Genomic DNA, 22,196 nt, shown 5'->3' with positions numbered 1-22,196 from the left:
ACCGCCGGGCACGGAACGGACCGCCGGGCCGCCCGAACGGCGGCCCGCTGACCGGAAATCGGGCATACGTGGCAGCCGGAGCCGTCGTGCCCGGGCGGCCGGGGCGGGAGACTCGGCCGGGTGAAGGAACTGGAACTCGACCCCGACCCCGTCGCCGACCCGGCCGGGGACCCGCCCGGCCCCCGCCGCACCCCGCGCGTCCACTACGGCTGGATCGTGGTCGCCGTCTCGCTGGTCGTCCTGGTCGGCTCGGCCGGGTTCCGCTCCACGCCCAGCCTGATGATGGACGCCCTGCACGACGAGTTCGGCTGGTCCCGCGCCACCATCTCCAGCGCCGTCTCCGTCAACCTCGCCCTCTACGGCCTCACCGCGCCGTTCGCCGCCGCCCTGATGGACCGCTTCGGCGTCCGCCCGGTGGTGGTCTGCGCGCTGCTCACCATCTCCACCGGCGCCGGCCTGACCATGCTGATGACCCACCCCTGGCAGCTGGTCCTGTGCTGGGGCGTGCTGGTCGGCCTCGGCAGCGGCTCGATGGCCGGGGCCTTCGCCACCACCGTCTCCGGACGCTGGTTCGAGGCCCGACAGGGCCTGGTCACCGGCGTCCTGACCGCCGCCGGAGCCGCCGGGAACCTGGTCTTCATGCCGGTGCTGGCCGCGCTGGTCGAGAACCACGGCTGGCGGACCGCGGTCGTGGTGGTCTCGCTCTGCGCCACCGCGGTGGCCGTCCCCGTCCTGCTGCTGATGCGCGAACGGCCCGCCGACGTCGGGCAGTTGCCGTACGGCGCGAGCACCGCCCCGCCGCCGCCGACCACCGACGGCTCGGCGCTGGCCCGCTCGCTGCGGGTGCTGCGGCAGGCGACCGGGCGGCGCGCGTTCTGGCTGCTCGCCGCGTCCTTCGCGATCTGCGGCGCCACCACCGTCGGCCTGGTCGGCACCCACTTCATCCCCGCCGCCCACGACCACGGCATGCCCGTCACCACCGGCGCCTCGCTGCTCGCCCTGATCGGCGTCTTCGACGTCGCCGGGACGATCGCCAGCGGGTGGTTCACCGACCGCTTCGACCCCGTCCGGCTGCTGGTCACCTACTACGCGCTGCGCGGGCTCTCGCTGCTCTTCCTGCCCGCCCTCTTCGGGGAGAGCCTGCGGCCGCCGATCCTGGCCTTCGTGGTCTTCTACGGCCTCGACTGGGTCGCCACCGTCCCGCCCACCGTCGCCCTCTGCCGCCGCCACTTCGGCGCCGACGCCCCGATCGTCTTCGGCTGGGTCCTCGCCGCCCACCAGGTCGGCGCGGCCGCGGTGGCCGGCCTGGCCGGCCTGGCCCGGGACCGCTTCGGCGACTACGACGCGACCTGGTACGCGGCGGGAGCGCTCTGCGCGGTCGCGGTGGGCTGCTGTCTGGCGCTCACTCCAGGGGCTCGGGGAACGGCGAGTCCGAGCTGCTGACGGCCGGAGCCCGTCGGAGTGTTCGTGCTGCTGCGTGTCTTCGACCGAACCGGAAGCCGATGCGCGCTCCGGCAGTGAACCGTGAGCAGACCGGGGCTCGCCGTTCCCCGAGCCCCTGATTCGGCTTCCCGCCGTTCTCCCGGAAGGCCACTGTAAGGGTCAGGTATGGTTATTGACCATGACGCTGCGATTCGTGCTGGACCCCGAGCCGACCCCCGCGCTGCGGGAGGAGATCACCGTGCTGTGGACGGAGGTGTCCAACGCCGGGGGCGCGGTGGGGTTCGTGCCGCCGGTGGAGGTGGCGGAGGTGCGGCCGGTCGCGGAGCGGCAGTTCGCGGGGCTGGGGCCGGACCGGCTGCTGGTGGGGTTCGAGCCGGGCGGGCGGGCCGTCGCGGTGGTGTTCTTCGAGGACATGCGGTTCGGTCTGATGGACCACTGGCGGCTGCTGAAGCGGGTGATGGTGCACCCGGAGTGCCAGGGCCGCGGCTACGGGGCGCAACTGCTGGCGGAGGCAGAGCGGGTGGCCCGGGACTGGGGGCTGGCGGGGCTGAAGCTGACCCTGCGCGGCGGGCACGGCCTGGAGGAGTTCTACGGGCGCAGCGGGTACGTGGAGGTGGGCCGGGTGCCGGGGGCGATCCGGGTCGCGCCGGGTGACGACCGGGACGACGTGACGATGTGGCTCGACCTGCGCGCCTGAGCGGTGTGAGGTCGTGCTTCACTGGGAGGGCCTTTTTCCCCCACGCGCCCGCCGGCGCGGCCCGGCAGCGAAGGACGATCCCGGTGAGCAGCAAGAACCACGCCACGCTCCGTTACACCTCGCTGCGGGCGAGCATCTTCCTGGCCTGCCTGCTGGTCGCCCTGCTGCTGGGGCACTTCAAGGTGATCCCGGTGGTGGGTTCGCTGGGCCTGCTGATCCTGTTCGCGCTGGCGGCGGTGGCGTCCTCGGCGATCAGCTACGTGGTGCTGAGCAAGCAGCGCGACGAGATGTCGGCGCAGATCGCGGAGCGGATCGAGACCCGCAAGACCCGCGCGGTGGCGCGGGACTCGGCCGAGGACGCGGCGGACGACGCGGCCCGGGCCGCCGCCGCCCAGCAGGCCCAGCGGGCGCAGGCCGGCTGACCGGCGTTGGCGGACAGCCCGCTCGGCGAGAGCCCGTCCGGGGACGGCCCGTCCGGGGAGAGCCCGCTCGACGAGGCCCTTTCCGGCGAACCCCCTTCCGGCGAGGGCCCGCGTCGGCGTCCGACCGGCCGTGACGTGGCCCGGCTGGCGGGGGTCTCGCAGGCGACGGTCTCGCTGGTGTTCTCCGGCAGCGCCGGGCACCGGGTCTCGGCGGCCACCCGGGAGCGGATCCGCACCGCGGCCCGCGAGCTGGGCTACCGTCCGCAGGCCGCCGGCCGGCAGTTGCGGCTGGGCCGCAGCGGGATGGTGCTGCTGGCGGTGCCGAACCTGCTGGGACCGTTCTTCGGCCGGGTGCTGACCGGCGTGCACGGGGAGGCGGCCCGGCACGGCCTGTCGGTGGTGGTCTCCAGCGGGTGGGACGCGGCGGAGCTGGCCGAGGCGGCGGCGGCCGGGCGGTTCGACGGGCTGCTGGTCTGCTCGCCGGACGACAAGCAGGTCGGCGGGCTCCCGGCGGACACCCCGGCGGTGTTCCTGGACGCCGACCCGGCGGCCCACCCGGGCCGTCCGACGGTGGAGCTGGACCTGGCGGCGGGCATGCGGGCGGCGGTGGACCACCTGGCGGGGCTGGGCCACCGGCGGATCGGCTACCTGCGCTCGGTGCACTCGGCGCACACCTTCCGGGTGCGGCAGGCGGCGTTCGCGGCGGCCGCGGCCGGGCTGGAGGTGCGGGAGCTGGCGGTGGGCCTGAACGAGGGCAGCCGGGAGGCGGAGCGGGCGGCCCGGGAGCTGCTGGCCGGCCCCGGGCGGCCGGGCGCGGTGGTGTGCGACGACGACGTGGTGGCGTCCGGGCTGTACCGGGCGGCGGCGGAGCTGGGGCTGCGGATCCCGGCGGACCTGTCGGTGGTCGGCATGGACAACATCCCGGTGGCGGAGCTGCTCAGCCCGCCGCTGACCACGGTCGACCTGCCGGGCGAGGAGCTGGGCCGGGCCGGGCTGGCCCAACTGACCGCCCTGCTGGACGGCGAACTCCCCTCCCCGGTGCCCCCGTTGGCGACCACGCTGGTGGTGCGCCGGTCCACCGCGGCGGTCTGAGCCGGCGGTTCACCTCACTGCTCGCCGAGGACCATCCACTTCTCCGGCAGCGCCAGCGGCGCGAACCCGACCCTGGCGTACACCTCGTGGGCGTCCCCGGTGGCGAGCAGCACCCGGCGCAGGCCGAGGGCGGCGAGCTCGTCCCGGACGGCGGCGGCCAGTGCGGTGCCCAGGCCGCGGCCGCGGGCCCCGGGGGCGATGAACACGTCGCACAGCCAGGCGAAGGTGGCCCGGTCGGTGACCACCCGCGCGTAGCCGACCTGGGCGCCCGAAGCGTCCTCGTACAGGCCGAAGTTGAGGGAGTGGTCGATCGCCAGCTCCTGCTTCGCGCGCGGCCGCCCGAGCGCCCAGTACGCGCCCTCGGAGAGCCAGCGGTGCACGGCCTCCCGGTCGAGGCGGTCGGGGTCGGTCGAGACGCTGTGGCCGGCGGGCAGCTCGAAACTGGTCATGCGGGGCATCCAAGCAGCGGGCGGCCGACGCGGACCAGCGCTTTTCCGGCCGGGGCCGGGTCAGCCGGGGCCGGGTCAGGCGGGGACGAGCACGGGGGTGGCCGGGCGCAGCCAGCTGCGGGTGGTGAGCAGGAGGAGGCCGCCGAGGGTGATGCCGCCGGTGGCGCACAGGGCGACGGCGGACAGGGAGGTGTCGACCAGGGCGCCGGAGACCGCGCTGCCGGCCGCGTTGCCGGTGGCGAACAGGGTGATCAGCCAGGAGAAGGCTTCGGTGACGGTGCCGGTCGGGGCGAGCTCGGCGACCAGCACGAACGCGGCGGCCAGCAGCGGGGCCAGGCCCAGGCCGGAGGCGAAGGCCAGGGCGGCCATCGGCCACGGGCCGGGCAGGAGCAGCAGCGGCAGGTAGCAGGCGGCCATGGCGAGGGCGAGCACCCAGGTGCGGGTCGCGGTGTCGGCCCGCCAGCGGGCGGTGCCGTAGGCCAGGGCGCCGAGCAGTCCGGCCAGCGCGGCCAGTGCGAGCAGGGTGCCGGCGCCGCCGGGCAGGCCGGGGTGCTGTTCGGCGTACGCGATGAACAGCACGTTCTGCCCGCCGACCGTCCAGCCGGCCCCGGCCAGGCCGAGCAGCAGCAGGACGAGGCCGGGGGAGCGCAGCGGTCCGAGCAGTCCGGCGGAGGCTTCGCGCGGCGGGGCCTGCCAGGCCCGGGCGGGCGCGGAGCTCGCCACCACCAGGGCGCCGAGCAGGCCGAGCGCGGCGGCGGTCCAGAGCGCGGCGGTGGGGGAGAAGGCGCCGGCGATCCCGGCGACGGCGAGCGGCCCGGCCAGGTACAGCACCTGCTGGGCGGCGGAGTCGAAGGCGTACGCGGTGTCGAGCTGCTCCTCGCGGACGACGGCGGGCCACAGCGAGCGCAGGCAGGGTTCCAGCGGGGGCATGCAGAGGCCGGCGACCGCGGCGCCGAGCGGGGCGGCGAGGGCGGAGCCGGGGGCGAGGGCGAGCAGCGCGTAGCCGGTGCCGGCCAGGGTGGCGGAGGCGAGCAGGACGCGGGGCTGCCCGGTGAGGTCGACGATCCGGCCGAGGACGGGCCCGCCGACGGCGGTGGCGATCGCGTACGCGGCGGTGGCCAGGCCGATCCGGCTGTAGGGGGCGCCGGCCTCGCGCAGGGCGAGCGCGATGACCAGGGCGGTCATGCCGGCCGGGAGCCGGCCGAGCAGGGTGCCGAGCAGCAGCCGGGTGACGTGCGGGGCGCGGAGCAGTGCGGCGTAGCCCATGGGTGTCCTTCCGGCGGCGTGGTGTCCCTTCAAGTTATACGTATAACCGGAAGGGCGTCAAAGCTGCCTGGTCAGGCTGATGGCCCGTCAGGAAAGGGTCGTTCGGTAACGATCTCAAACAAGTACTTTGAACATCTCAAAGGTTTGTTGCTACTGTGCTGCTCATGACCACCGCAGACGCCGCGCGCCAGGCCGGGACGAGCACCCCGCTCGTGCCGCGCTGCCCGCGTCTGCCCGGTGCCGTGGACGGCCCGCGCCGCTGTCGCTCCGGCGGCTGTATGCGGGCGGCACGCCGCTCCTGACGCACCGACACCCCGAGTGTTGGCCCCGGGTCTCCCCGCCCGGTCCCCGCGTCCGCCGTGCCGCCGCCTCCGCCCCTCCCACCCCCCGCCTGCTCCACCACCCCCCCCCCGGAGACGCACACCCATGTCCACCGCGCCCGCGCCCACCCTGCTGGGACGCCTCCGCCGCACCCCCTTCTGGGTCCAGATCGTCGGCGGCCTCGTCCTCGGCCTGCTGCTCGGCTGGATCGCCCGGTCCGGCGACGTGTCCTGGCTGAAGACCACCCTGGACACCATCGGCAAGACCTTCGTCCAGCTGCTCAAGCTGGCCGTCCCGCCGCTGGTCTTCACCGCGATCATCGTCTCGGTCGCCAACCTGCGGAACGTCACCAACGCCGCCCGGCTGGCCGCCCGCACCCTGTTCTGGTTCCTCGCCACCTCGCTGATCGCGGTCGCCGTCGGCCTCGGCCTCGGCCTGCTCACCGACCCCGGCAAGGGCGCGAACATCTCCACCGAGGGCGTCAAGGGCGTCGCCAAGGGCGGCAGCTGGGTCGACTTCCTGACCGGCATCATCCCGACCAACATCGCCGACGCCTTCCTGAAGGTGAACGTCCTCCAGATCGTCTTCCTCGGCGTGGTCGTCGGCGCGGCCCTGCTCAAGCTCGGCGACAAGGCCGCCCCGGTCCGCCAGCTCTCCGAGAGCGTCCTCGAACTCGTCCAGACCGCCCTGTGGTGGGTCATCCGGCTCGCCCCGCTCGGCACCCTCGGCCTGATCGGCAAGTCCGTCGCCGAGTACGGCTGGGACCTGCTCAAGCCCTTCTCCACGCTGACCGCCGACGTCTACGTCGGCTGCGCGATCGTCCTGTTCGGCGTCTACTCGCTGCTGCTGCGCTTCGTGGCCGGCCTCAACCCGCTGAACTTCTTCAAGGGCGCCTGGCCCGCGATCCAGCTCGCCTTCGTCTCCCGCTCCTCGGTCGGCACCCTGCCGGTCACCCGCCGCGTCACCGAGCGCCTCGGCGTCCCGTCCGAGTACGCCTCGTTCGCCGTCCCGTTCGGCGCGACCACCAAGATGGACGGCTGCGCCGCGATCTACCCGTCGCTCGCCGCGATCTTCGTCGCCCAGGTGTACGGCATCGACCTCGGCATCAAGGACTACCTGCTGATCGCCTTCGTCTCGGTGATCGGCTCCGCGGCCACCGCCGGCCTCACCGGCGCGATCGTGATGCTCACCCTGACCCTCTCCACCCTGGGCCTCCCGCTGGAGGGCGTCGGCCTGCTGCTGGCGATCGACCCGATCCTCGACATGATGCGCACCGCCACCAACGTGGCCGGTCAGGTCGTCGTCCCGATCCTGGTCTCCGCCCGCGAGAAGACCCTCGACCTCGTCGCCTACAACAACCCCACCGGTGACCTCCTCGCCGAGGACCGCCCGGTCACCGTCCCGGCCCAGACCGCGTCGGAGCCCGTCACCGCCTGACCCGGCCCGCTCCGCAGACACGAAGGCCCGCACCTCGGGAGGGTGCGGGCCTTCGCCCGTTGGAGTGAGTTCGCTTGGGGCCGCCCGGGGCGGTCGGTAGCGTGGGAGCGACGAAGGAGGGGCCGATGAGCGCGCTGCCCAGCGAGCGGCCGTACGACGCCGTCGATCCGGAGCAGGCCCTGAAGTACGCGATCCAGCACCATGCCGGGGACCGTGTCCAGATCGTGGAAGGGGTCATCGAGCCGATGTCGCCGGGGTGGGACCACGAGTCGATCGCCAGTCACCTACGCCGCCAACTGACGGCCAGGGTCTTTGAGCTCGACTGTGTGATGGGTGCGGGGGACTTGGATCTGCCGGGGTCGAGCAACTGGTACATCCCTGACGTCGCGGTCGTGCCCGAGGCGCTGGCCAAGGGCAGCGCCGCCCTGCTGCCCGATCAGACGCTGCTGGTGGTCGAGGTGACGTCCGATTCGAACGCGGACACCGACCGGGTGGTGAAGCGGCGCCGGTACGCCGAGTACGGGGCGCCGCTCTACCTGCTGATCGACCGCCAGGACCGGGCCTGCACGCTGTTCTCCGAGCCGGGCGCGCTCGGGTACACCCGGGCGATCGGGCCGCTGCCGTTCGGGGAGCCGGTCGAGCTGCCGGAGCCGTTCGGGCTGCGGGTGGACACCTCCCGGTTCTGAGGCAGGGCTCAGCGGCGGGCGTGGCGGATCTTGAGGCGGCCGAAGCCCGGGGTGCCGGTGATCCGGACGGTGGGGCCGGGGGTGGCGGCGGGGGTGCGCGGGGGGCGGTAGCGGACGGTCTTCCAGGATTGCTGGAGGCCGTCGAGGTCGACGGTGGCGCCGGGCGGGACGGTGATGGTGGCGCGGCCGAAGCCGAGGCCCAGCTCGATGTCCACGACGGGGTGGTCGATGACCGCGGCGCTCAGGTCGAGGTGGACCTTGCCGAAGGTGGAGGAGACCTTCAGGACGCGGGGGACGCGCCAGGGGCCGCGGCGGACCAGGCGGCCGCTCACGGCGGTCAGGGTGACGGCGGCGTCCGGGGCCCGCGCGGGCAGGTCGTGCAGGACGGCGTCGAGCTCGGCGCGGACGGTCGCGGTCAGGGCCGCGTGGACCCGCTGGTCGAGTTCGTCCTGGCTGATCCGCTCCTCGGCGTAGGCGAGTTGCAGGCGTTCGACGGCGCTGTCGCGGTCCGCGGCGCCGACCCGGGTCCGCGGGCCGTCAGGGAGTGAGGTCACCCGGGCAGCGTAGTCGCGCGGGACCAGCGCTGGGCGAGGACGGTGCAGACCATCAGCTGGAGCTGGTGGAAGAGCATCAGCGGGAGGACGGTCAGGCCGACGGCGGAGGCGGGGAACAGGATGGTGGCCAGCGGGAGGCCGTTGGCCAGCGACTTCTTGGAGCCGCAGAACTGGATGGTGATGCCGTCCGCGCGGGAGAAGCCCAGTCGGCGGGAGGCGAGGCGGGTGAAGCCGAGCACGGTGAACAGCAGGGCGAGCGAGATCACGGCCAGCCAGAGCAGCTGGCCGGCGGTGACCCGGCTCCAGATGCCCTCGCGGACGCCCTCGCCGAAGGCGCTGTAGACGATCAACAGGATCGAGCCGCGGTCGACCAGCATGGTGACCAGCTTGTGCCGGGCGATCCACGGGCCGACCCGGCGGCGCAGCAGCTGGCCGAGGGCGAACGGGACGAGCAACTGCAGCACGATGTCGAGCACCTGGCCGCCGTCCACCCCGACGCCGGAGGCGCCGGACAGCAGCCAGGTGGCCAGCAGCGGGGTGAGCACGATGCCCAGCAGGCTGGAGAAGGTCGCCGCGCAGATCGCCGCCGCGACGTTGCCGCCCGCGACCGAGGTGAACGCGATCGAGGACTGCACGGTGGACGGCAGCAGGGTCAGGAACAGCACGCCGGTGAACAGCTGCGGCGGCAGCACCGAGTCCGGCAGCAGCCGGGTGGCCTCGCCGAGCAGCGGGAACAGCACGAAGGTGCAGCCGAGGATCAGCAGGTGCAGCCGCCAGTGCCGGGCCCCGGCGAGCGCCTCCTGCGGGGAGAGCCGGGCGCCGTACAGGAAGAACAGCAGGGCGACGGCGAGCGAGACCGCGTCGGTGACGGCGGTGGCGGCGGCGCCCCGGGCGGGCAGCAGGGTGGCCAGCAGGACGGTGCCGAGCAGCAGCAGGAGGTAGGTGTCGATGCCGATCCGGCCGAGGGAGCGGTCGAGGGCGCGGCGGGCGGATCGGAGGCGGTGCATGCATCGATCCTCTCCCGGCGCGGCCCGGGCTCCGGCGGCGGGGTGTCGGAAACGGGCGGCAACGGGCGGTAACCGGCGGCAACGGGCAGCCGGGGGAAATGCGGGCGCAACCGGGGGAATGCGGCGGTAGCGGCGGTAATCGGGAATGCGCGGGGAAAAGGCAGGAGGCCCGCCGTGGCGGGCCTCCTTGGGAACTGCTACTCGTACGGACCCGAGGGGCCGTGAGCGATCAAATGGAGATCGCGCCTCAGACGGGGGTGACGTTCTCCGCCTGCGGGCCCTTCGGGCCCTGGGTGACGTCGAAGCTGACCGCCTGGTTCTCCTCCAGCGAGCGGAAACCGGTCGCGTTGATGGCGGAGTAGTGGACGAAGACGTCGGGGCCGCCGCCCTCCTGGGCGATGAAGCCGAAGCCCTTTTCGGCGTTGAACCACTTGACGGTTCCGGTCGCCATACCGTTCTCCTTGCGAGGGACGTTATGGACGCCACACCTTGTGGCGCCCGGGTCCGCTGCGCTGATCGCCCCGCCTCCGGACGAGTCCGGAGTTTTTCGCACAGTGCTTCAATCAATGCTCAATTGACGCCTGATACTGCTGAAAAATTACAAAAAGCCTGCGGTTACATGCTCCGCAGGCTCCAAGTACTGCAAGGGGAATCAAACTGCAACTGAGGGGAACGGTAGCACGCGGTGGCTGCCCCGACCAGGGGTGAACAACGGTGTCGGACGGTGTGTCGGACACCGGATGCGGACCGTCCCAATCAGCGGGCATACCCTGCCGGGAGAGCACCAACGGCAAGGGAGCACACGGTGAGCAGTAGCGACGGCGGACGGCCGGAGAGCGCGGTCCGGCCGAGGGTCGGCCATATTCAGTTCCTCAACTGTCTTCCCCTCTACTGGGGCCTCGCGCGCACCGGGAACCTGCTCGACCTCGACCTCAGCAAGGACACCCCGGAGAAGCTCAGCGACCGGCTGGTGGCCGGCGAGCTCGACGTCGGCCCGATCACCTGCGTGGAGTACCTGCGCAACGCGTCCGAACTGGTGGTGCTCCCCGACATCGCGGTCGGCAGCGACGGCCCGGTGATGTCCTGCGTGATCGTCAGCAAGGTCCCGCTGGCCGACCTGGACGGCCGCCGGGTCGCCCTCGGCTCGACCAGCCGCACCTCGGTGCGCCTCGCCCGGCTGCTGCTGGAGGAGCGCGAAGGGGTCCGCCCCGAGTACTTCTCCTGCCCGCCCGACCTGGACGCGATGCTCGCCGAGGCCGACGCCGCCGTCCTGATCGGCGACCCCGCGCTGCGCGCCTCGCTGGAGCAGGCCCCCCGGCAGGGGCTGGCCGTGCACGACCTCGGCGCGATGTGGAAGGAGTGGACCGGACTGCCGTTCGTCTTCGCCGTCTGGGCCGCCCGCCGCGAGTACGCCGAGCGGCAGCCCGCGCTGACCGCCGCCGTCCACCGGGCCTTCCTGGAGTCCCGCGACCTCTCGCTGGCCGAGGCCGGGAAGGTCGCCGCGCAGGCCGCCCGCTGGGAGGAGTTCGACGCCCCGCTGCTGGAGACCTACTTCTCCGAGGCGCTCGACTTCTCGCTCGGCGGCCGCCAGCTGGCCGGCATCGCCGAGTTCGCCCGCCGGGTCGCGCACGACAGCGGCTTCGCCCCCGACGTGCCGATCCGGCTGCTGGAGGCCGCGCCCGCGGTGGTCTGACCCGTCCGGTCCCCTTCCGGACTCGGGCGTTCCCGCCCGGCGGCCGCCCTGGGATGATCGGAGCGGCCGGCGGGTGCTGGACGGCGGACGAGGGGGACGGTCATGGAACTGCTGACGGCTGACGACCCGTCGGTGATCGGCGACTACCGGCTGCTGCGGCGGCTCGGCGCCGGCGGGATGGGACGGGTCTACCTGGGCCGGACCGCGGGCGGGCGGACCGTCGCGGTCAAGGTGGTGCGCCCCGAACTGGCCGACGACCCCGAGTTCCGGGCCAGGTTCCGCCAGGAGGTGTCCGCTGCCCGGCGGGTCGGCGGCCGCTGGACCGCCCCCGTGCTGGACGCCGACACCGAGGGCCCCCGCCCCTGGGTCGCCACCGGCTACGTGGCCGGCCCCTCGCTCGGCGAGGCCGTCCGCACCGCCGGGCCGCTCCCCGTCCCCTCCGTGCACGCGCTCGGCGCCCGGCTCGCCGAGGCCCTGGAACAGGTGCACGCCCTCGGCCTGGTCCACCGGGACGTCAAACCGTCCAACGTGCTGCTCGCCCTGGACGGCCCCCGGCTGATCGACTTCGGCGTGGCCCGCGCGCTGGACGCCGCCGCCACCCTCACCCACAGCGGCTACGTGGTCGGCTCGCCCGGCTTCATGTCGCCCGAGCAGGCCGCCGGCTCGCCCGCCGGACCGGCCGGCGACGTCTTCTCGCTCGGCGCGCTGCTGGCCTTCGCCGCGACCGGCACCGCCCCGTTCGGCGAGGGCGTCAGCGCCGCCGTCCTGCTCTACCGCGTCCTGCACGAGGAACCCGCGCTCGACGGCCTGGACGGCGAACTGCGCGAAGCCGTCACCGCCTGCCTTGCCAAGGACCCGGCCCGCCGCCCCACCCCCGCCGAACTGCGCGCCCGGCTCGCCCCCGCCGCCGCGGCCGGCCCCGAGGGCTGGCTGCCCGGCCCGCTGGCCGCCGCGGTCGGCCGCGCCGCCGTCGAACTCCTCGACCTGGAGGGCGACAGCGGGCCGAGCCGCGCCGTCGTCACCGACCGGATGCCGACGGTGCTGGACGGCGGGCCGCGGCGGGAACGGCCGGAACGGCGGGAACGGCCCCCGGGACGGCCGGAGCGGCCCGCGGGACGGCGGTGGGCGGTGGCCGCCGCCGGAGTGCTGGCGCTGGCCGCCGCGCTCTACGGCGGGCTGGCGGCCACCGGCAACCTGCCCTGGGCGCAGGCCGGCCCCGGACCGAGCGCCACGCCCTCACCCTCACCCTCACCGGGGCAGGACGCGGTCACCGGGGCGCCGAGCCCGGACCCGAGCGCCGGGGCGAGTGCCGGGGCGGGCGCGAGCGCGAGCCGGAGCCCGAGCGGGAGCCCCGGCCCGAGCGGGACGGGGACGCCGGTGAAGGGCGACGGGACGGCGCTGCCCGAGGCGTTCCTGGGCACCTTCAAAGGGAACATCACCACCAGGCTCGTCCCGCTGGCGTCGACCTTCACCGTGACCTTCACCGCCGGGAAGGTCGGCGAGGAGGTCGGACGCACCAGCAACGCCTCCCAGCTCAGCACCACCGTCTGCCGCGGCGTGCTCACCCTGCTCTCGGTGCAGGACGGCAAGGCCCTGCTCCAGGAGCGCCCCGACGGCACCGACAGCGCCTGCACCGGCGTCCCCGAGAAGCAGACGTACACCCTGCTCAGCGGCGGCGGCCTGCACGTGGCGGTCTCCGGGGCGGCGCTCGGCTCCGACCCGGAAGGCGACCTGGTCAAGCAGTAGGCGGCGCGGAACGGGCCTGCGGTGGGGCCGAAATGTGCTGGCGTAGGCTGAACCGGTCGTCCCTCCGATGAAGAGAGCAGGCCCGCCAGGTGTCCGAGCAGAACCTTTCCGCCACCCAGTTGCAGGCCGTGCTGGACCGCGCGGCCGAGGGCGGCCGGATCACCGCCGAAGAGGCCCTGCAGCTGTACCGGTCGGCGCCGCTGCACGCGCTCGGGTCGGCCGCCGACGCGGTGCGCCGGCGGCGGTACGCGGGCGTCGAGCACATCGCGACGTACATCATCGAGCGGAACATCAACTACACCAACGTCTGCGTGACGGCGTGCAAGTTCTGCGCCTTCTACGTGCCGCCGAAGAGCGAGAAGGGCTGGTCGCGGGAGCTCGACGAGGTCCTGCGGCGCTGCGCGGAGACCGTCGAGCTCGGCGGGACCCAGATCATGTTCCAGGGCGGGCACCACCCCGACTACGGCGTCGAGTACTACGAGACCAACTTCGCCGCGATCAAGGCCGAGTTCCCGCAGCTGGTGATCCACTCGCTGGGCGCCTCCGAGGTCGAGCACATGGCGAGGATCTCCGGCGTGTCGATCGAGGAGGCGATCACCCGGATCCACGCCGCGGGCCTCGACTCGTTCGCGGGCGCCGGCGCCGAACTGCTGCCGGAGCGGCCGCGCAAGGCGATCGCCCCGCTGAAGGAGTCCGGCGAGCGCTGGCTGGAGATCATGGAGACCGCGCACCGCCTCGGCGTCGAGTCCACCTCCACCATGCTGATGGGCACCGGCGAGACCAACGCCGAACGGATCGAGCACCTGCGGATGATCCGCGACGTGCAGGACCGCACCGGCGGCTTCCGGGCGTTCATCCCCTACACCTACCAGCCGCAGAACAACCACCTGAAGGGCTCGACCCAGGCCACGGTCTTCGAGTACCTGCGGATGATCGCCATCGCCCGGCTCTTCCTCGACAACGTCGCCCACATCCAGGGCTCCTGGCTCACCACCGGCAAGGAGGCCGGCCAGCTCTCCCTGCACTACGGCGCGGACGACCTCGGCTCGGTCATGCTGGAGGAGAACGTCGTCTCGGCGGCCGGCGCCAAGCACCGCTCCAACCTGCACGAACTCATCCACCTGATCCGCACCGCCGGCCGGGTGCCCGCCCAGCGCTCCACCACCTACCAGCACCTGCGCGTCCTCGACGACCCGGCCAACGACCCGGTCGACCCGCGGGTCGCCTCGCACATCGCCTCCACCGCGATCGAGGGCGGCACCGCGCACCCCGAGTTGACCATCCTCGCGACGAACTGACGCCCCGGCGTGCTCACCCTGCACCGGGCCCGGCTGCTGCACACCGGCACCGGGGCCGGCACCGGGACGGTCGAGGACGGGGCGGTGCTGGTCGACGGCGCCACCGTCACCGCGATCGGCCCCTTCGACGAACTGGCGGGCGGCCCGGCCCGGATCCGGGAGTGGCCCGGGCTGCTGGTGCCCGGGCTGCTCAACCGGCACGCGGCGTGGCTGCTGGAGACCGCCTACCACCCCGACCCCCGGGAGGAGCGCGGCGACCGGCCGCTGCTGCCCGACGGCGACCTGACGGACGAACAGCGCGGCGGCAGCGCCCGGCGCGGACTGCAACGGCTCCTCGCCCACGGCACGACGGCCCTGGCGGGCCCGCTCCACCGCACCCCCGTCCGGACCGCCGTCACCCGCTCCGGCCTGCGCCACCTCCCCGGCCCGGACACCGGCCCCGGCCCCCTCGACCCGCTCGACCCGCGCGCGGGGGGCACCCTGGAGGCCGCCCTGCACCGGCCGCTGACGGTCGGCGGGGCGGCGGACTTCGCCGTGTTCGCGGCCGGAACGGCGGAGGAGCTGGCCGGGGGCGGGACGAGGTGCCTCGCGACGGTGCTGGACGGGCGGCTGCTGTACCGGAGCAGGTGAAAGCAGGGGCCGTGCGTTCAGGGGCTCGGGGAACGGCGAGGCCGGGTCTGCTGACGGTGCACTGCCGGAGCGCGCATCGGCTCCTGGTTCTCTTGAAGACACGCAGCAGCACGGACCTTCGATGGGCTCCGGCCGTCAGCAGCATCGACTCGCCGTTCCCCGAGCCCCTGAATGCGCGTCCCGCCGTCCTTCGCTTTCTGACTCACCGTGACCCGGAGAGGTCTTTGCGGCTAGCATCCCGGTTCAGACCTCCCCCCGAGCCAGGAACAGGACGCATGCGAGCCGCGACCCCCGAACGTCCCCGGAGCCGACCGGCTCGGGGGTGGTACGTCGGGGCCGTGTTGAGCGCGGTGGTGGCGGTGGCGATGTGCCTGCTCGGGTGGCGGCAGGCCGACCAGGCGGACCGGATCGACGCGCATCCGGTGCGGGTGGAGGGGACGGTCACTCAACTGCCGGGCGGGAGCGGGACGTACAGCCAGGTCGCGTACCCGGTGGACGGGCGGCGGCTGACGGCGGCGGACCTGTGGCTGCCGGCGGGGGTCCGGGCGGGGGACCCGATCTGCCTGGAGCACGCGGCGGACGACCCGTCCGCGGTGCGGGTGTGCGGGAAGACGTACCCGCAGCCGTCGGGCGTCGGCCTGGCGCAGCTGAGCGTGCCGGTGGCGGTGCTGCTGTGCGGGCTGTGCCTGTGGCGGATCCAGCGGGGCCGGGCGGGGGCGGAGCGGGCGCGGGCCGGTTTCACGGTGGCGTTCGCGGCGGAGGGGATGCCCGCGCTGACCCAGGGGAAGCGCTCCCGGCGCCGCCGCAAGGGGGGCCGCCGCGCCCTGCGGTGAGCCCTGGTGACGGTCGTCCGGGTCGCAAGGTGAACAATGGGGGCGTGACCCGAGCCCATCTGGACAAGCAGCCGCAGGACGTCGCCGCCATGTTCGACGACGTCGCGGCCAAGTACGACCGCACCAATGACGTGCTCTCGCTGGGCCAGGCCCGGCTGTGGCGCCGGGCGGTGGCCGACGCGGTGGGGGCCGTCGCGGGACAGCGGATCCTGGACCTCGGTGCGGGCACCGGGACGTCCTCGCTGCCGTTCCTGGAGGCCGGCGCCGACGTGGTGCCGTGCGACTTCTCGATCGGGATGCTGACCGAGGGCAAGGGCCGGCACCCCGAGCTGGCGCTGACCGCGGGCGACGCGACCCGGCTGCCGTTCGCGGACGAGTCGTTCGACGCCGTGACGATCTCGTTCGCGCTGCGCAACGTGCAGGAGCACGAGGTGGCGATGCGGGAGATGCTGCGGGTGACCAAGCCCGGCGGGAAGTTGGTGATCTGCGAGTTCTCCACGCCGACCTGGACGCCGTTCCGGACGGTGTACACCGAGTACCTGATGCGGGCGCTGCCGCCGGTGGCGACCAAGGTGTCCTCCAACCCGGAGGCGTACGTGTACCTCGCGGAGTCGATCCGGGCCTGGCCGGACCAGCCCGCGCTGGCCGCCGAGCTGCAGCGGGCGGGCTGGACGAAGGTGGCGTGGCGCAACCTGACCGGCGGCATCGTCGCTCTCCACCGCGGCTTCAAGGCGCCGTAGACTGCGGTGGTTCGGCACCCCGTCCGCCGGAAAGGCGTTGACGGGGAGTCGGCCCCGATCCCCGTGCCCCCGACGCGCTCAGGAGAGAGCCCCGTATGACCGAGACCGCCGTGGAGTCCACCGCCGACGTCATCGTCGTCGGCGCCGGTCCGGCCGGTGCCAGCACCGCGTACTGGCTGGCCCAGGCGGGCCTGGACGTGCTGCTGCTGGAGAAGTCCGAGTTCCCGCGCGAGAAGGTGTGCGGGGACGGCCTGACCCCGCGCGCCGTCAAGCAGTTGGTCGACATGGGCATCGACGTGTCCGCCGAGGGCTGGCTGCGCAACAAGGGCCTGCGGATCATCGGCGGCGGCGTCCGGCTGGAGCTGGACTGGCCGGACCTGGCGGCGTTCCCCGACTACGGGCTGGTGCGCAAGCGCGCCGACTTCGACGAACTGCTGGCCCGGCAGGCGCAGAAGGCCGGCGCCCGGCTGTACGAGAACTGCAACGTCAGCGGGCCGGTGCAGGACCGCACCGGGCGGATCACCGGCGTCACCGCCAAGCTGGGGCCGGACAAGCGCGAGGTCGAGTTCCGGGCGCCGCTGGTGGTGGCCGCGGACGGCAACTCGACCCGGCTGTCGCTGGCCATGGGCCTGCACCGGATCGAGTCCCGGCCGATGGGCGTCGCGTACCGGACGTACTTCACCTCGCCCCGGCACGACGACGACTACCTGGAGTCCTGGCTGGAGCTGTGGGACACCCGCGGCGGGCAGAAGAAGCTGCTGCCCGGCTACGGCTGGATCTTCGGCATGGGCGACGGCACCTCCAACGTCGGCCTCGGCATCCTCAACTCCTCGCCCGCCTTCGGCGACCTGAACTGGCGCGAGGTGCTGAAGAGCTGGTGCGCCAGCATGCCCGAGGAGTGGGGCTACACGCCGGAGAACATGACCGAGCCGATCCGCGGCGCCGCGCTGCCGATGGCCTTCAACCGGCAGCCGCACTACACCCGGGGCCTGCTGCTGGTCGGCGACGCGGGCGGCATGGTCAACCCGTTCAACGGCGAGGGCATCGCCTATGCGATGGAATCCGGCCAGCTCGCGGCGGGCGTCATCGTCCAGGCGATGGCCCGGATCACCCCCGAGGGCCGGGAGCGCGCGCTGGCCCGCTACCCGCAGCTGCTCAAGGACACCTACGGCGGCTACTACACGCTGGGCCGGGCGTTCGTGAAGCTGATCGGCAACGACAAGGTGATGCGGATCGCCGCCGAGCGCGGCCTGACCCACCCCGTGCTGATGAAGTTCGTCCTCAAGCTGCTCGCCAACCTGACCGACCCGAGCGGCGGCGACGTCGCGGACCGGATCATCAACGGCCTGACCAAGGTGGCGCCGCGCGCCTGACGGCACGGGCTCCGGGACGGCGGCGGGCGAGCGCGGAAAGCGCTTGCCCGCCGCCTTTCGGGTGCGGGAGAGTGGCGGCTCCCCGTACCCGTCCGATGCCGCACGGGCCCCGTCGAGTCCTTCCGGGAGCCCTGCTGTGGCTGTTCTGTCCGTTGGTGCGCGTCCGCAGGTGGTGCGGGACCTGCCGTTGGTGGCGGTGGCGGTGGTGTGGGGGTCGAGCTTCCTGGTGGTGAAGCGGGTCGCCGAGCCGGAGACGGTGGTGGCGGTGCTGGCGCTGCGGTTCGGGCTGGTGCTGCCGGTGCTGGGGGTGGTGGCGTGGCGGCGGCTGCGGGGGCTGTCGGCGGCGCAGTGGGGCGGCGGGGCGGTGCTGGGGCTGGTGCTGGGGGCGGTGTTCCTGCTGGAGACGTACGGGGCGGTGCACACCTCGGCGACCAACGCGGGGTTGGTGATCAGCCTGACGATGGTGTTCACGCCGCTCGCGGAGGCGGCGCTGCGGCGCTCGGCGCCCTCGGGGGCGTTCCTGGCGGCGGCGGGGCTGTCGGTGCTGGGGGTGGCGCTGCTGACCGGGGACGGCGGGCTGCGGGCGCCCTCGGCGGGTGACCTGCTGGTGCTGGGGGCGGCGGTGGCGCGGACGGTGAACGTGTTGGCGACGGCCCGGCTGCGGTCGGTGCGCGGGGTGGACGCGCTGGCCCTGACCTGGGTCCAACTGGCGTTCGCCACGCTGGTGTTCGTGCTGGCGGCGCCGCTGGCCGGGCCGTCCCCGCTGAGCGTGGCGGGGTCCTTCGACGCGGCGCGCTGGGGCTTGCTGCTGTACCTGTCGCTGCTGTGCACGCTGTTCGCGTTCTTCGTGCAGCTGTGGGCGGTGCGGGCCACCTCGCCGTCCCGGGTGAGCCTGCTGCTGGGCACCGAGCCGCTGTGGGCGGCGCTGTGCGGGGTGCTGCTGGCGGGGGACCGGCCGGGGGTGCTCGCGCTGCTGGGGGCGGTGGCGGTGCTGGCGGGCACCGAGTGGGGCCGGCGGCGGGCGCCGCGGTTCCCGGCGGCCGCCTGAGGGCTTGTGAACGAAGGGTCAAGCTGCCGCCCCGCCGGGTCCACCTGGCGGGTGAGATCCACTATCACGCAAACCGGATCACTCCGAAATTTGCCTGGACCGCCGCAGAATTGATATAGGGCGTGGCCGAACGGCGGCCGTTTCGCACTGGATTGCGACTGTACGTGGCCAATTGCCCGCACTGGGTCGAACAGTGGTGATCGATCCGCTTTCGATGGGCTTCGTCGGGTGGCGAAGATCACAAAGATCATCGGGAACTGCGTGTCGCAGATCACAAGCGGACAGGCATAGGATGCGCTCCAACCTGGCTTTGTGAACTGCCTCACATGGAGCCGGATCCCACGAAGTGGATCATCATTTCACCCTTGGTGACCTGGTGGTTCCGATCTGCAGTCAAGGACGACTGGACGGAGGGAGCGGGGGCTATGAATGCCTACGCGCCGATCCTCGTACTCGGTGCCATCGCGGCGGCGTTCGCGGTCGGCTCCGTCGTGATGGCCTCGCTCACCGGCCCGAAGCGCTACAACCGGGCCAAGTTGGAGGCGTACGAGTGCGGCATCGAACCGACCCCGCAGCCGGTGGGCGGCGGTCGGTTCCCGATCAAGTACTACCTGACGGCGATGCTCTTCATCGTCTTCGACATCGAGATCGTCTTCCTCTACCCCTGGGCGGTCAGCTTCGACGCCCTGGGGATCTTCGGGCTGGTCGAGATGCTCCTGTTCATCGCCACCGTGTTCGTCGCCTACGCCTACGTCTGGCGCCGCGGCGGCCTGGAGTGGGACTGACCACCGGCCGCCGCCGGGCGCGGCGTTTGTGAACGGGCGGACAAGCCACCGGACTCGAAGGCATTGAGAGGGAACTGATGGGTATCGAGGAGAAGCTGCCGAGCGGCTTTCTGCTCACCAGCGTGGAGGCCGCCGCGGGCTGGGTGCGGAAGGCTTCGGTCTTCCCGGCGACCTTCGGACTGGCCTGCTGCGCGATCGAGATGATGACCACCGGCGCGGGCCGCTACGACCTGGCCCGGTTCGGCATGGAGGTCTTCCGCGGTTCGCCCCGGCAGGCCGACCTGATGATCGTGGCCGGCCGGGTCAGCCAGAAGATGGCGCCGGTGCTGCGGCAGGTCTACGACCAGATGCCGAACCCGAAGTGGGTCATCTCGATGGGCGTGTGCGCCTCGTCCGGCGGCATGTTCAACAACTACGCGATCGTCCAGGGCGTCGACCACATCGTCCCGGTGGACATCTACCTGCCGGGTTGCCCGCCCCGCCCGGAGATGCTGCTGGACGCGATCGTCAAGCTGCACGACAAGATCCAGCACGAGAAGCTCGGCGTGAACCGCCGCCGGGCCGAGGAGGAGGCCGAGCGCTTCGCGCTGCAGGCCACCCCGATCAGCGAGATGCGGGGGCTGCTGCGATGAGCGAGGAGCAGGGGCCCGAAGTGCCCGCGACCCGGCGGGAGATCCCGGTCGAGGTGGTCGGCGCCCGACAGGGCATGTTCGGCGCCCGCGGCACCGGCGACACCTCCGGCTTCGGCGGCCTGACCGCGCCGATCGTGCTGCCCGGCGCCAGCGAGCGCCCGTACGGCGGCTGGTTCGACGAGGTGGCCGACGAGTTCGAGGGCGCGCTGGAGGAGCAGGGCCTCGACGTGGCCGACGTCATCGAGAAGACGGTGGTCGACCGCGGCGAGCTGACCTTCCACCTCGACCGCGCGCACCTGCTCAGGGCGGTGCGGATCCTGCGCGACGACCCGGCGCTGCGGTTCGAACTGTGCCTGGGCGTCAGCGGCGTGCACTACCCGCAGGACAAGGGCCGGGAGCTGCACGCGGTCTACCACCTGCGCTCGATCACCCACACCCGGCTGATCCGGCTGGAGGTCACCGCGCCCGACGCCGACCCGCGGATCCCGTCCGTGGTGAGCGTCTACCCGACCAACGACTGGCACGAGCGGGAGACCTACGACTTCTTCGGCCTGGTCTTCGAGGGCCACCCGGCGCTCACCCGGATCATGATGCCGGACGACTGGCTGGGACACCCGCAGCGCAAGGACTACCCGCTCGGCGGCATCCCCGTCGAGTACAAGGGCGCCCAGATCCCGGCTCCCGACCAGCGGAGGTCGTACAGCTGATGAGCAGCACCCACTACGAAGCAGGCGCCCGGGAGACCACCGAGGGACGGGTCTTCACCGTCACCGGCGGCGACTGGGGCGAGGTCGCCGAGGCGGTGGCCGGCGCCGACGACGAGCGGATCATCGTCAACATGGGCCCGCAGCACCCGTCCACCCACGGCGTGCTGCGGCTGATCCTGGAGATCGACGGCGAGACGGTCACCGAGGCCCGCTGCGGCATCGGCTACCTGCACACCGGCATCGAGAAGAACATGGAGTTCCGCAACTGGGTGCAGGGCACCACGTTCGTGACGCGGATGGACTACCTCACCCCGCTGTACAACGAGACCGCCTACTGCCTGGCCGTGGAGAAGCTGCTCGGGATCACCGCGGACGTGCCCGAGCGGGCCACCGTGATCCGGGTGCTGATGATGGAGCTCAACCGGATCTCCTCGCACCTGGTGGCGCTGGCCACCGGCGGCATGGAGATCGGCTCCACCACCCTGATGATCTACGGCTTCCGGGACCGCGAGGTGGTGCTGGACATCTTCGAGCTGGTCACCGGCCTGCGGATGAACCACGCCTACGTCCGCCCCGGCGGCCTCGCGCAGGACCTGCCGCCCGGCGCGGTCGACAAGATCCGCGAGGGCGTGAACCTGCTGCGCTCGCGGATGCACGAGTACGACAAGCTGGCCACCGACAACCCGGTGTTCAAGGCCCGGCTGGTCGACGTCGGCTTCCTCGACCTGCCCGGCTGCCTGGCGCTCGGCGCCACCGGCCCGATCCTGCGGGCCACCGGGCTGCCGCACGACCTGCGCAAGACCGACCCGTACTGCGGGTACGAGACCTACGACTTCGACGTCGCGGTGGCCGACACCGCGGACTCCTACGGGCGGTTCCTGATCCGCCTGGAGGAGATGCGGCAGTCGCTGCGGATCGTCGAGCAGTGCCTGGAGCGGCTGGCCCCCGGGCCGGTCATGGTGGCCGACAAGAAGATCGCCTGGCCGTCCCAACTGGCCGTCGGCCCCGACGGCATGGGCAACTCGCTGGACCACATCCGGAAGATCATGGGCACCTCGATGGAGGCCCTGATCCACCACTTCAAGCTGGTCACCGAGGGCTTCAAGGTCCCGGTCGGCCAGGCCTACGCCGCGGTGGAGTCGCCCAAGGGCGAACTCGGCGTGCACGTGGTCAGCGACGGCGGCACCCGGCCCTACCGGGTGCACTTCCGCGACCCGTCCTTCACCAACCTGCAGACGATGGCCGCGATGTGCGAGGGCGGCCCGCTGGCCGACGTGATCGTGGCGGTGGCCGGGATCGACCCGGTGATGGGAGGCGTGGACCGGTGAGCAGCACAG

Annotated in this window: 23 protein-coding genes; 18 read left to right on the top strand and 5 right to left on the bottom strand. The window is 73.0% G+C overall.

All coding sequences use genetic code 11. From position 1 onward, the window contains the following. The first annotated feature begins 120 nt into the window (after window positions 1-120). The 4 genes from ABD345_RS20115 to ABD345_RS20100 all read left to right on the top strand — a co-directional run bounded on the left by ABD345_RS20115 (window position 121) and on the right by ABD345_RS20100 (window position 3,654). The gene (locus ABD345_RS20115) at window positions 121-1,443 is read left to right on the top strand and encodes an MFS transporter (protein WP_344553742.1); all 1,323 of its coding nucleotides are present in this window, start codon (window positions 121-123) and stop codon (window positions 1,441-1,443) included. 178 nt (window positions 1,444-1,621) lie between these two features. Next, window positions 1,622-2,140, top strand: coding sequence for a GNAT family N-acetyltransferase (locus ABD345_RS20110; RefSeq protein ID WP_344553741.1), 519 nt, complete (start codon window positions 1,622-1,624; stop codon window positions 2,138-2,140). An 83-nt stretch (window positions 2,141-2,223) separates the two neighbouring features. After that, the gene (locus tag ABD345_RS20105) at window positions 2,224-2,562 is read left to right on the top strand and encodes a DUF4229 domain-containing protein (RefSeq protein ID WP_344553739.1); all 339 of its coding nucleotides are present in this window, start codon (window positions 2,224-2,226) and stop codon (window positions 2,560-2,562) included. A 6-nt stretch (window positions 2,563-2,568) separates the two neighbouring features. Beyond that, window positions 2,569-3,654, top strand: coding sequence for a LacI family DNA-binding transcriptional regulator (locus ABD345_RS20100; protein ID WP_344553738.1), 1,086 nt, complete (start codon window positions 2,569-2,571; stop codon window positions 3,652-3,654). A gap of 14 nt (window positions 3,655-3,668) precedes the next feature. On the opposite strand, the gene ABD345_RS20095 is transcribed toward ABD345_RS20100, so the two are convergent. Both ABD345_RS20095 and ABD345_RS20090 read right to left on the bottom strand, forming a co-directional pair. Beyond that, complete coding sequence (locus tag ABD345_RS20095; protein WP_344553737.1) at window positions 3,669-4,103, bottom strand: GNAT family N-acetyltransferase; 435 nt, start codon at window positions 4,101-4,103, stop codon at window positions 3,669-3,671. 75 nt (window positions 4,104-4,178) lie between these two features. Beyond that, a complete protein-coding gene (locus ABD345_RS20090; RefSeq protein ID WP_344553735.1) occupies window positions 4,179-5,369 on the bottom strand; it encodes an MFS transporter in 1,191 nt (396 codons plus the stop codon). Between the two features lie 426 nt (window positions 5,370-5,795). Between ABD345_RS20090 and ABD345_RS20085 the strand changes: the two genes are divergently transcribed. Further along, window positions 5,796-7,127, top strand: a complete 1,332-nt coding sequence (locus ABD345_RS20085; RefSeq protein ID WP_344553734.1) for a dicarboxylate/amino acid:cation symporter — start codon at window positions 5,796-5,798, stop codon at window positions 7,125-7,127. Between the two features lie 125 nt (window positions 7,128-7,252). Then, the gene (locus ABD345_RS20080) at window positions 7,253-7,813 is read left to right on the top strand and encodes a Uma2 family endonuclease (RefSeq protein WP_344553733.1); all 561 of its coding nucleotides are present in this window, start codon (window positions 7,253-7,255) and stop codon (window positions 7,811-7,813) included. An 8-nt stretch (window positions 7,814-7,821) separates the two neighbouring features. Here the strand turns inward: ABD345_RS20080 and ABD345_RS20075 are convergent, their stop codons facing one another. The 3 genes from ABD345_RS20075 to ABD345_RS20065 form a co-directional block, all read right to left on the bottom strand. After that, complete coding sequence (locus ABD345_RS20075) at window positions 7,822-8,367, bottom strand: DUF1707 SHOCT-like domain-containing protein (RefSeq protein ID WP_344553731.1); 546 nt, start codon at window positions 8,365-8,367, stop codon at window positions 7,822-7,824. Next, window positions 8,364-9,374, bottom strand: a complete 1,011-nt coding sequence (locus ABD345_RS20070) for a bile acid:sodium symporter family protein (protein WP_344553730.1) — start codon at window positions 9,372-9,374, stop codon at window positions 8,364-8,366. Before ABD345_RS20070 ends, ABD345_RS20075 begins: the two co-directional genes overlap by 4 nt. A 247-nt stretch (window positions 9,375-9,621) precedes the next feature. After that, window positions 9,622-9,825: a cold-shock protein gene (locus tag ABD345_RS20065; RefSeq protein ID WP_176189615.1), complete on the bottom strand. Its 204-nt coding sequence runs from the start codon at window positions 9,823-9,825 to the stop codon at window positions 9,622-9,624. A 354-nt stretch (window positions 9,826-10,179) separates the two neighbouring features. On the opposite strand from ABD345_RS20065, the gene ABD345_RS20060 reads away from it, so the two are divergent. From ABD345_RS20060 to ABD345_RS20005, 12 genes are all read left to right on the top strand, one after another. After that, the gene (locus ABD345_RS20060) at window positions 10,180-11,067 is read left to right on the top strand and encodes a menaquinone biosynthetic enzyme MqnA/MqnD family protein (RefSeq protein WP_344553729.1); all 888 of its coding nucleotides are present in this window, start codon (window positions 10,180-10,182) and stop codon (window positions 11,065-11,067) included. 102 nt (window positions 11,068-11,169) lie between these two features. Further along, a complete protein-coding gene (locus ABD345_RS20055) occupies window positions 11,170-12,813 on the top strand; it encodes a serine/threonine-protein kinase (protein ID WP_344553728.1) in 1,644 nt (547 codons plus the stop codon). Window positions 12,814-12,902: 89 nt separating this feature from the next. Next, entirely contained in the window at window positions 12,903-14,111 is a 1,209-nt protein-coding gene (gene mqnC / locus ABD345_RS20050; protein WP_344553727.1) for a cyclic dehypoxanthinyl futalosine synthase, read from the top strand. A 9-nt stretch (window positions 14,112-14,120) separates the two neighbouring features. After that, window positions 14,121-14,741 carry a hypothetical protein gene (locus ABD345_RS20045; RefSeq protein ID WP_344553726.1) on the top strand — a complete coding sequence of 207 codons (621 nt, stop codon included), beginning with the start codon at window positions 14,121-14,123 and terminating at the stop codon, window positions 14,739-14,741. Window positions 14,742-15,079: 338 nt separating this feature from the next. Then, window positions 15,080-15,574, top strand: a complete 495-nt coding sequence (locus tag ABD345_RS20040) for a hypothetical protein (RefSeq protein WP_344553725.1) — start codon at window positions 15,080-15,082, stop codon at window positions 15,572-15,574. Window positions 15,575-15,618: 44 nt separating this feature from the next. Beyond that, complete coding sequence (locus ABD345_RS20035) at window positions 15,619-16,314, top strand: demethylmenaquinone methyltransferase (RefSeq protein ID WP_344553722.1); 696 nt, start codon at window positions 15,619-15,621, stop codon at window positions 16,312-16,314. Between the two features lie 95 nt (window positions 16,315-16,409). Further along, the gene (locus ABD345_RS20030; RefSeq protein ID WP_344553721.1) at window positions 16,410-17,687 is read left to right on the top strand and encodes a geranylgeranyl reductase family protein; all 1,278 of its coding nucleotides are present in this window, start codon (window positions 16,410-16,412) and stop codon (window positions 17,685-17,687) included. Window positions 17,688-17,823: 136 nt separating this feature from the next. Beyond that, window positions 17,824-18,735 (top strand): DMT family transporter, encoded by a 912-nt coding sequence (locus ABD345_RS20025; protein WP_344553720.1) that lies wholly within the window; start codon window positions 17,824-17,826, stop codon window positions 18,733-18,735. Between the two features lie 425 nt (window positions 18,736-19,160). Then, window positions 19,161-19,520, top strand: a complete 360-nt coding sequence (locus ABD345_RS20020; RefSeq protein ID WP_014137597.1) for an NADH-quinone oxidoreductase subunit A — start codon at window positions 19,161-19,163, stop codon at window positions 19,518-19,520. 77 nt (window positions 19,521-19,597) lie between these two features. Next, on the top strand, window positions 19,598-20,152 hold the full coding sequence (locus ABD345_RS20015) for a NuoB/complex I 20 kDa subunit family protein (RefSeq protein ID WP_344553719.1): 555 nt from the start codon (window positions 19,598-19,600) through the stop codon (window positions 20,150-20,152). Continuing rightward, window positions 20,149-20,859, top strand: a complete 711-nt coding sequence (locus tag ABD345_RS20010) for an NADH-quinone oxidoreductase subunit C (protein WP_344553718.1) — start codon at window positions 20,149-20,151, stop codon at window positions 20,857-20,859. The genes ABD345_RS20015 and ABD345_RS20010 overlap by 4 nt, the downstream gene beginning before the upstream one ends. After that, a complete protein-coding gene (locus ABD345_RS20005; protein WP_344553717.1) occupies window positions 20,859-22,187 on the top strand; it encodes an NADH-quinone oxidoreductase subunit D in 1,329 nt (442 codons plus the stop codon). Before ABD345_RS20010 ends, ABD345_RS20005 begins: the two co-directional genes overlap by 1 nt. The last annotated feature ends 9 nt before the right edge of the window (window positions 22,188-22,196 follow it).

Source organism: Kitasatospora saccharophila, assembly GCF_039529925.1.
GTDB lineage: Bacteria > Actinomycetota > Actinomycetes > Streptomycetales > Streptomycetaceae > Kitasatospora > Kitasatospora saccharophila.
The sequence above is the reverse complement of the archived record's forward strand: the minus strand, read 5'-3'. Positions and strand labels throughout refer to the sequence as shown.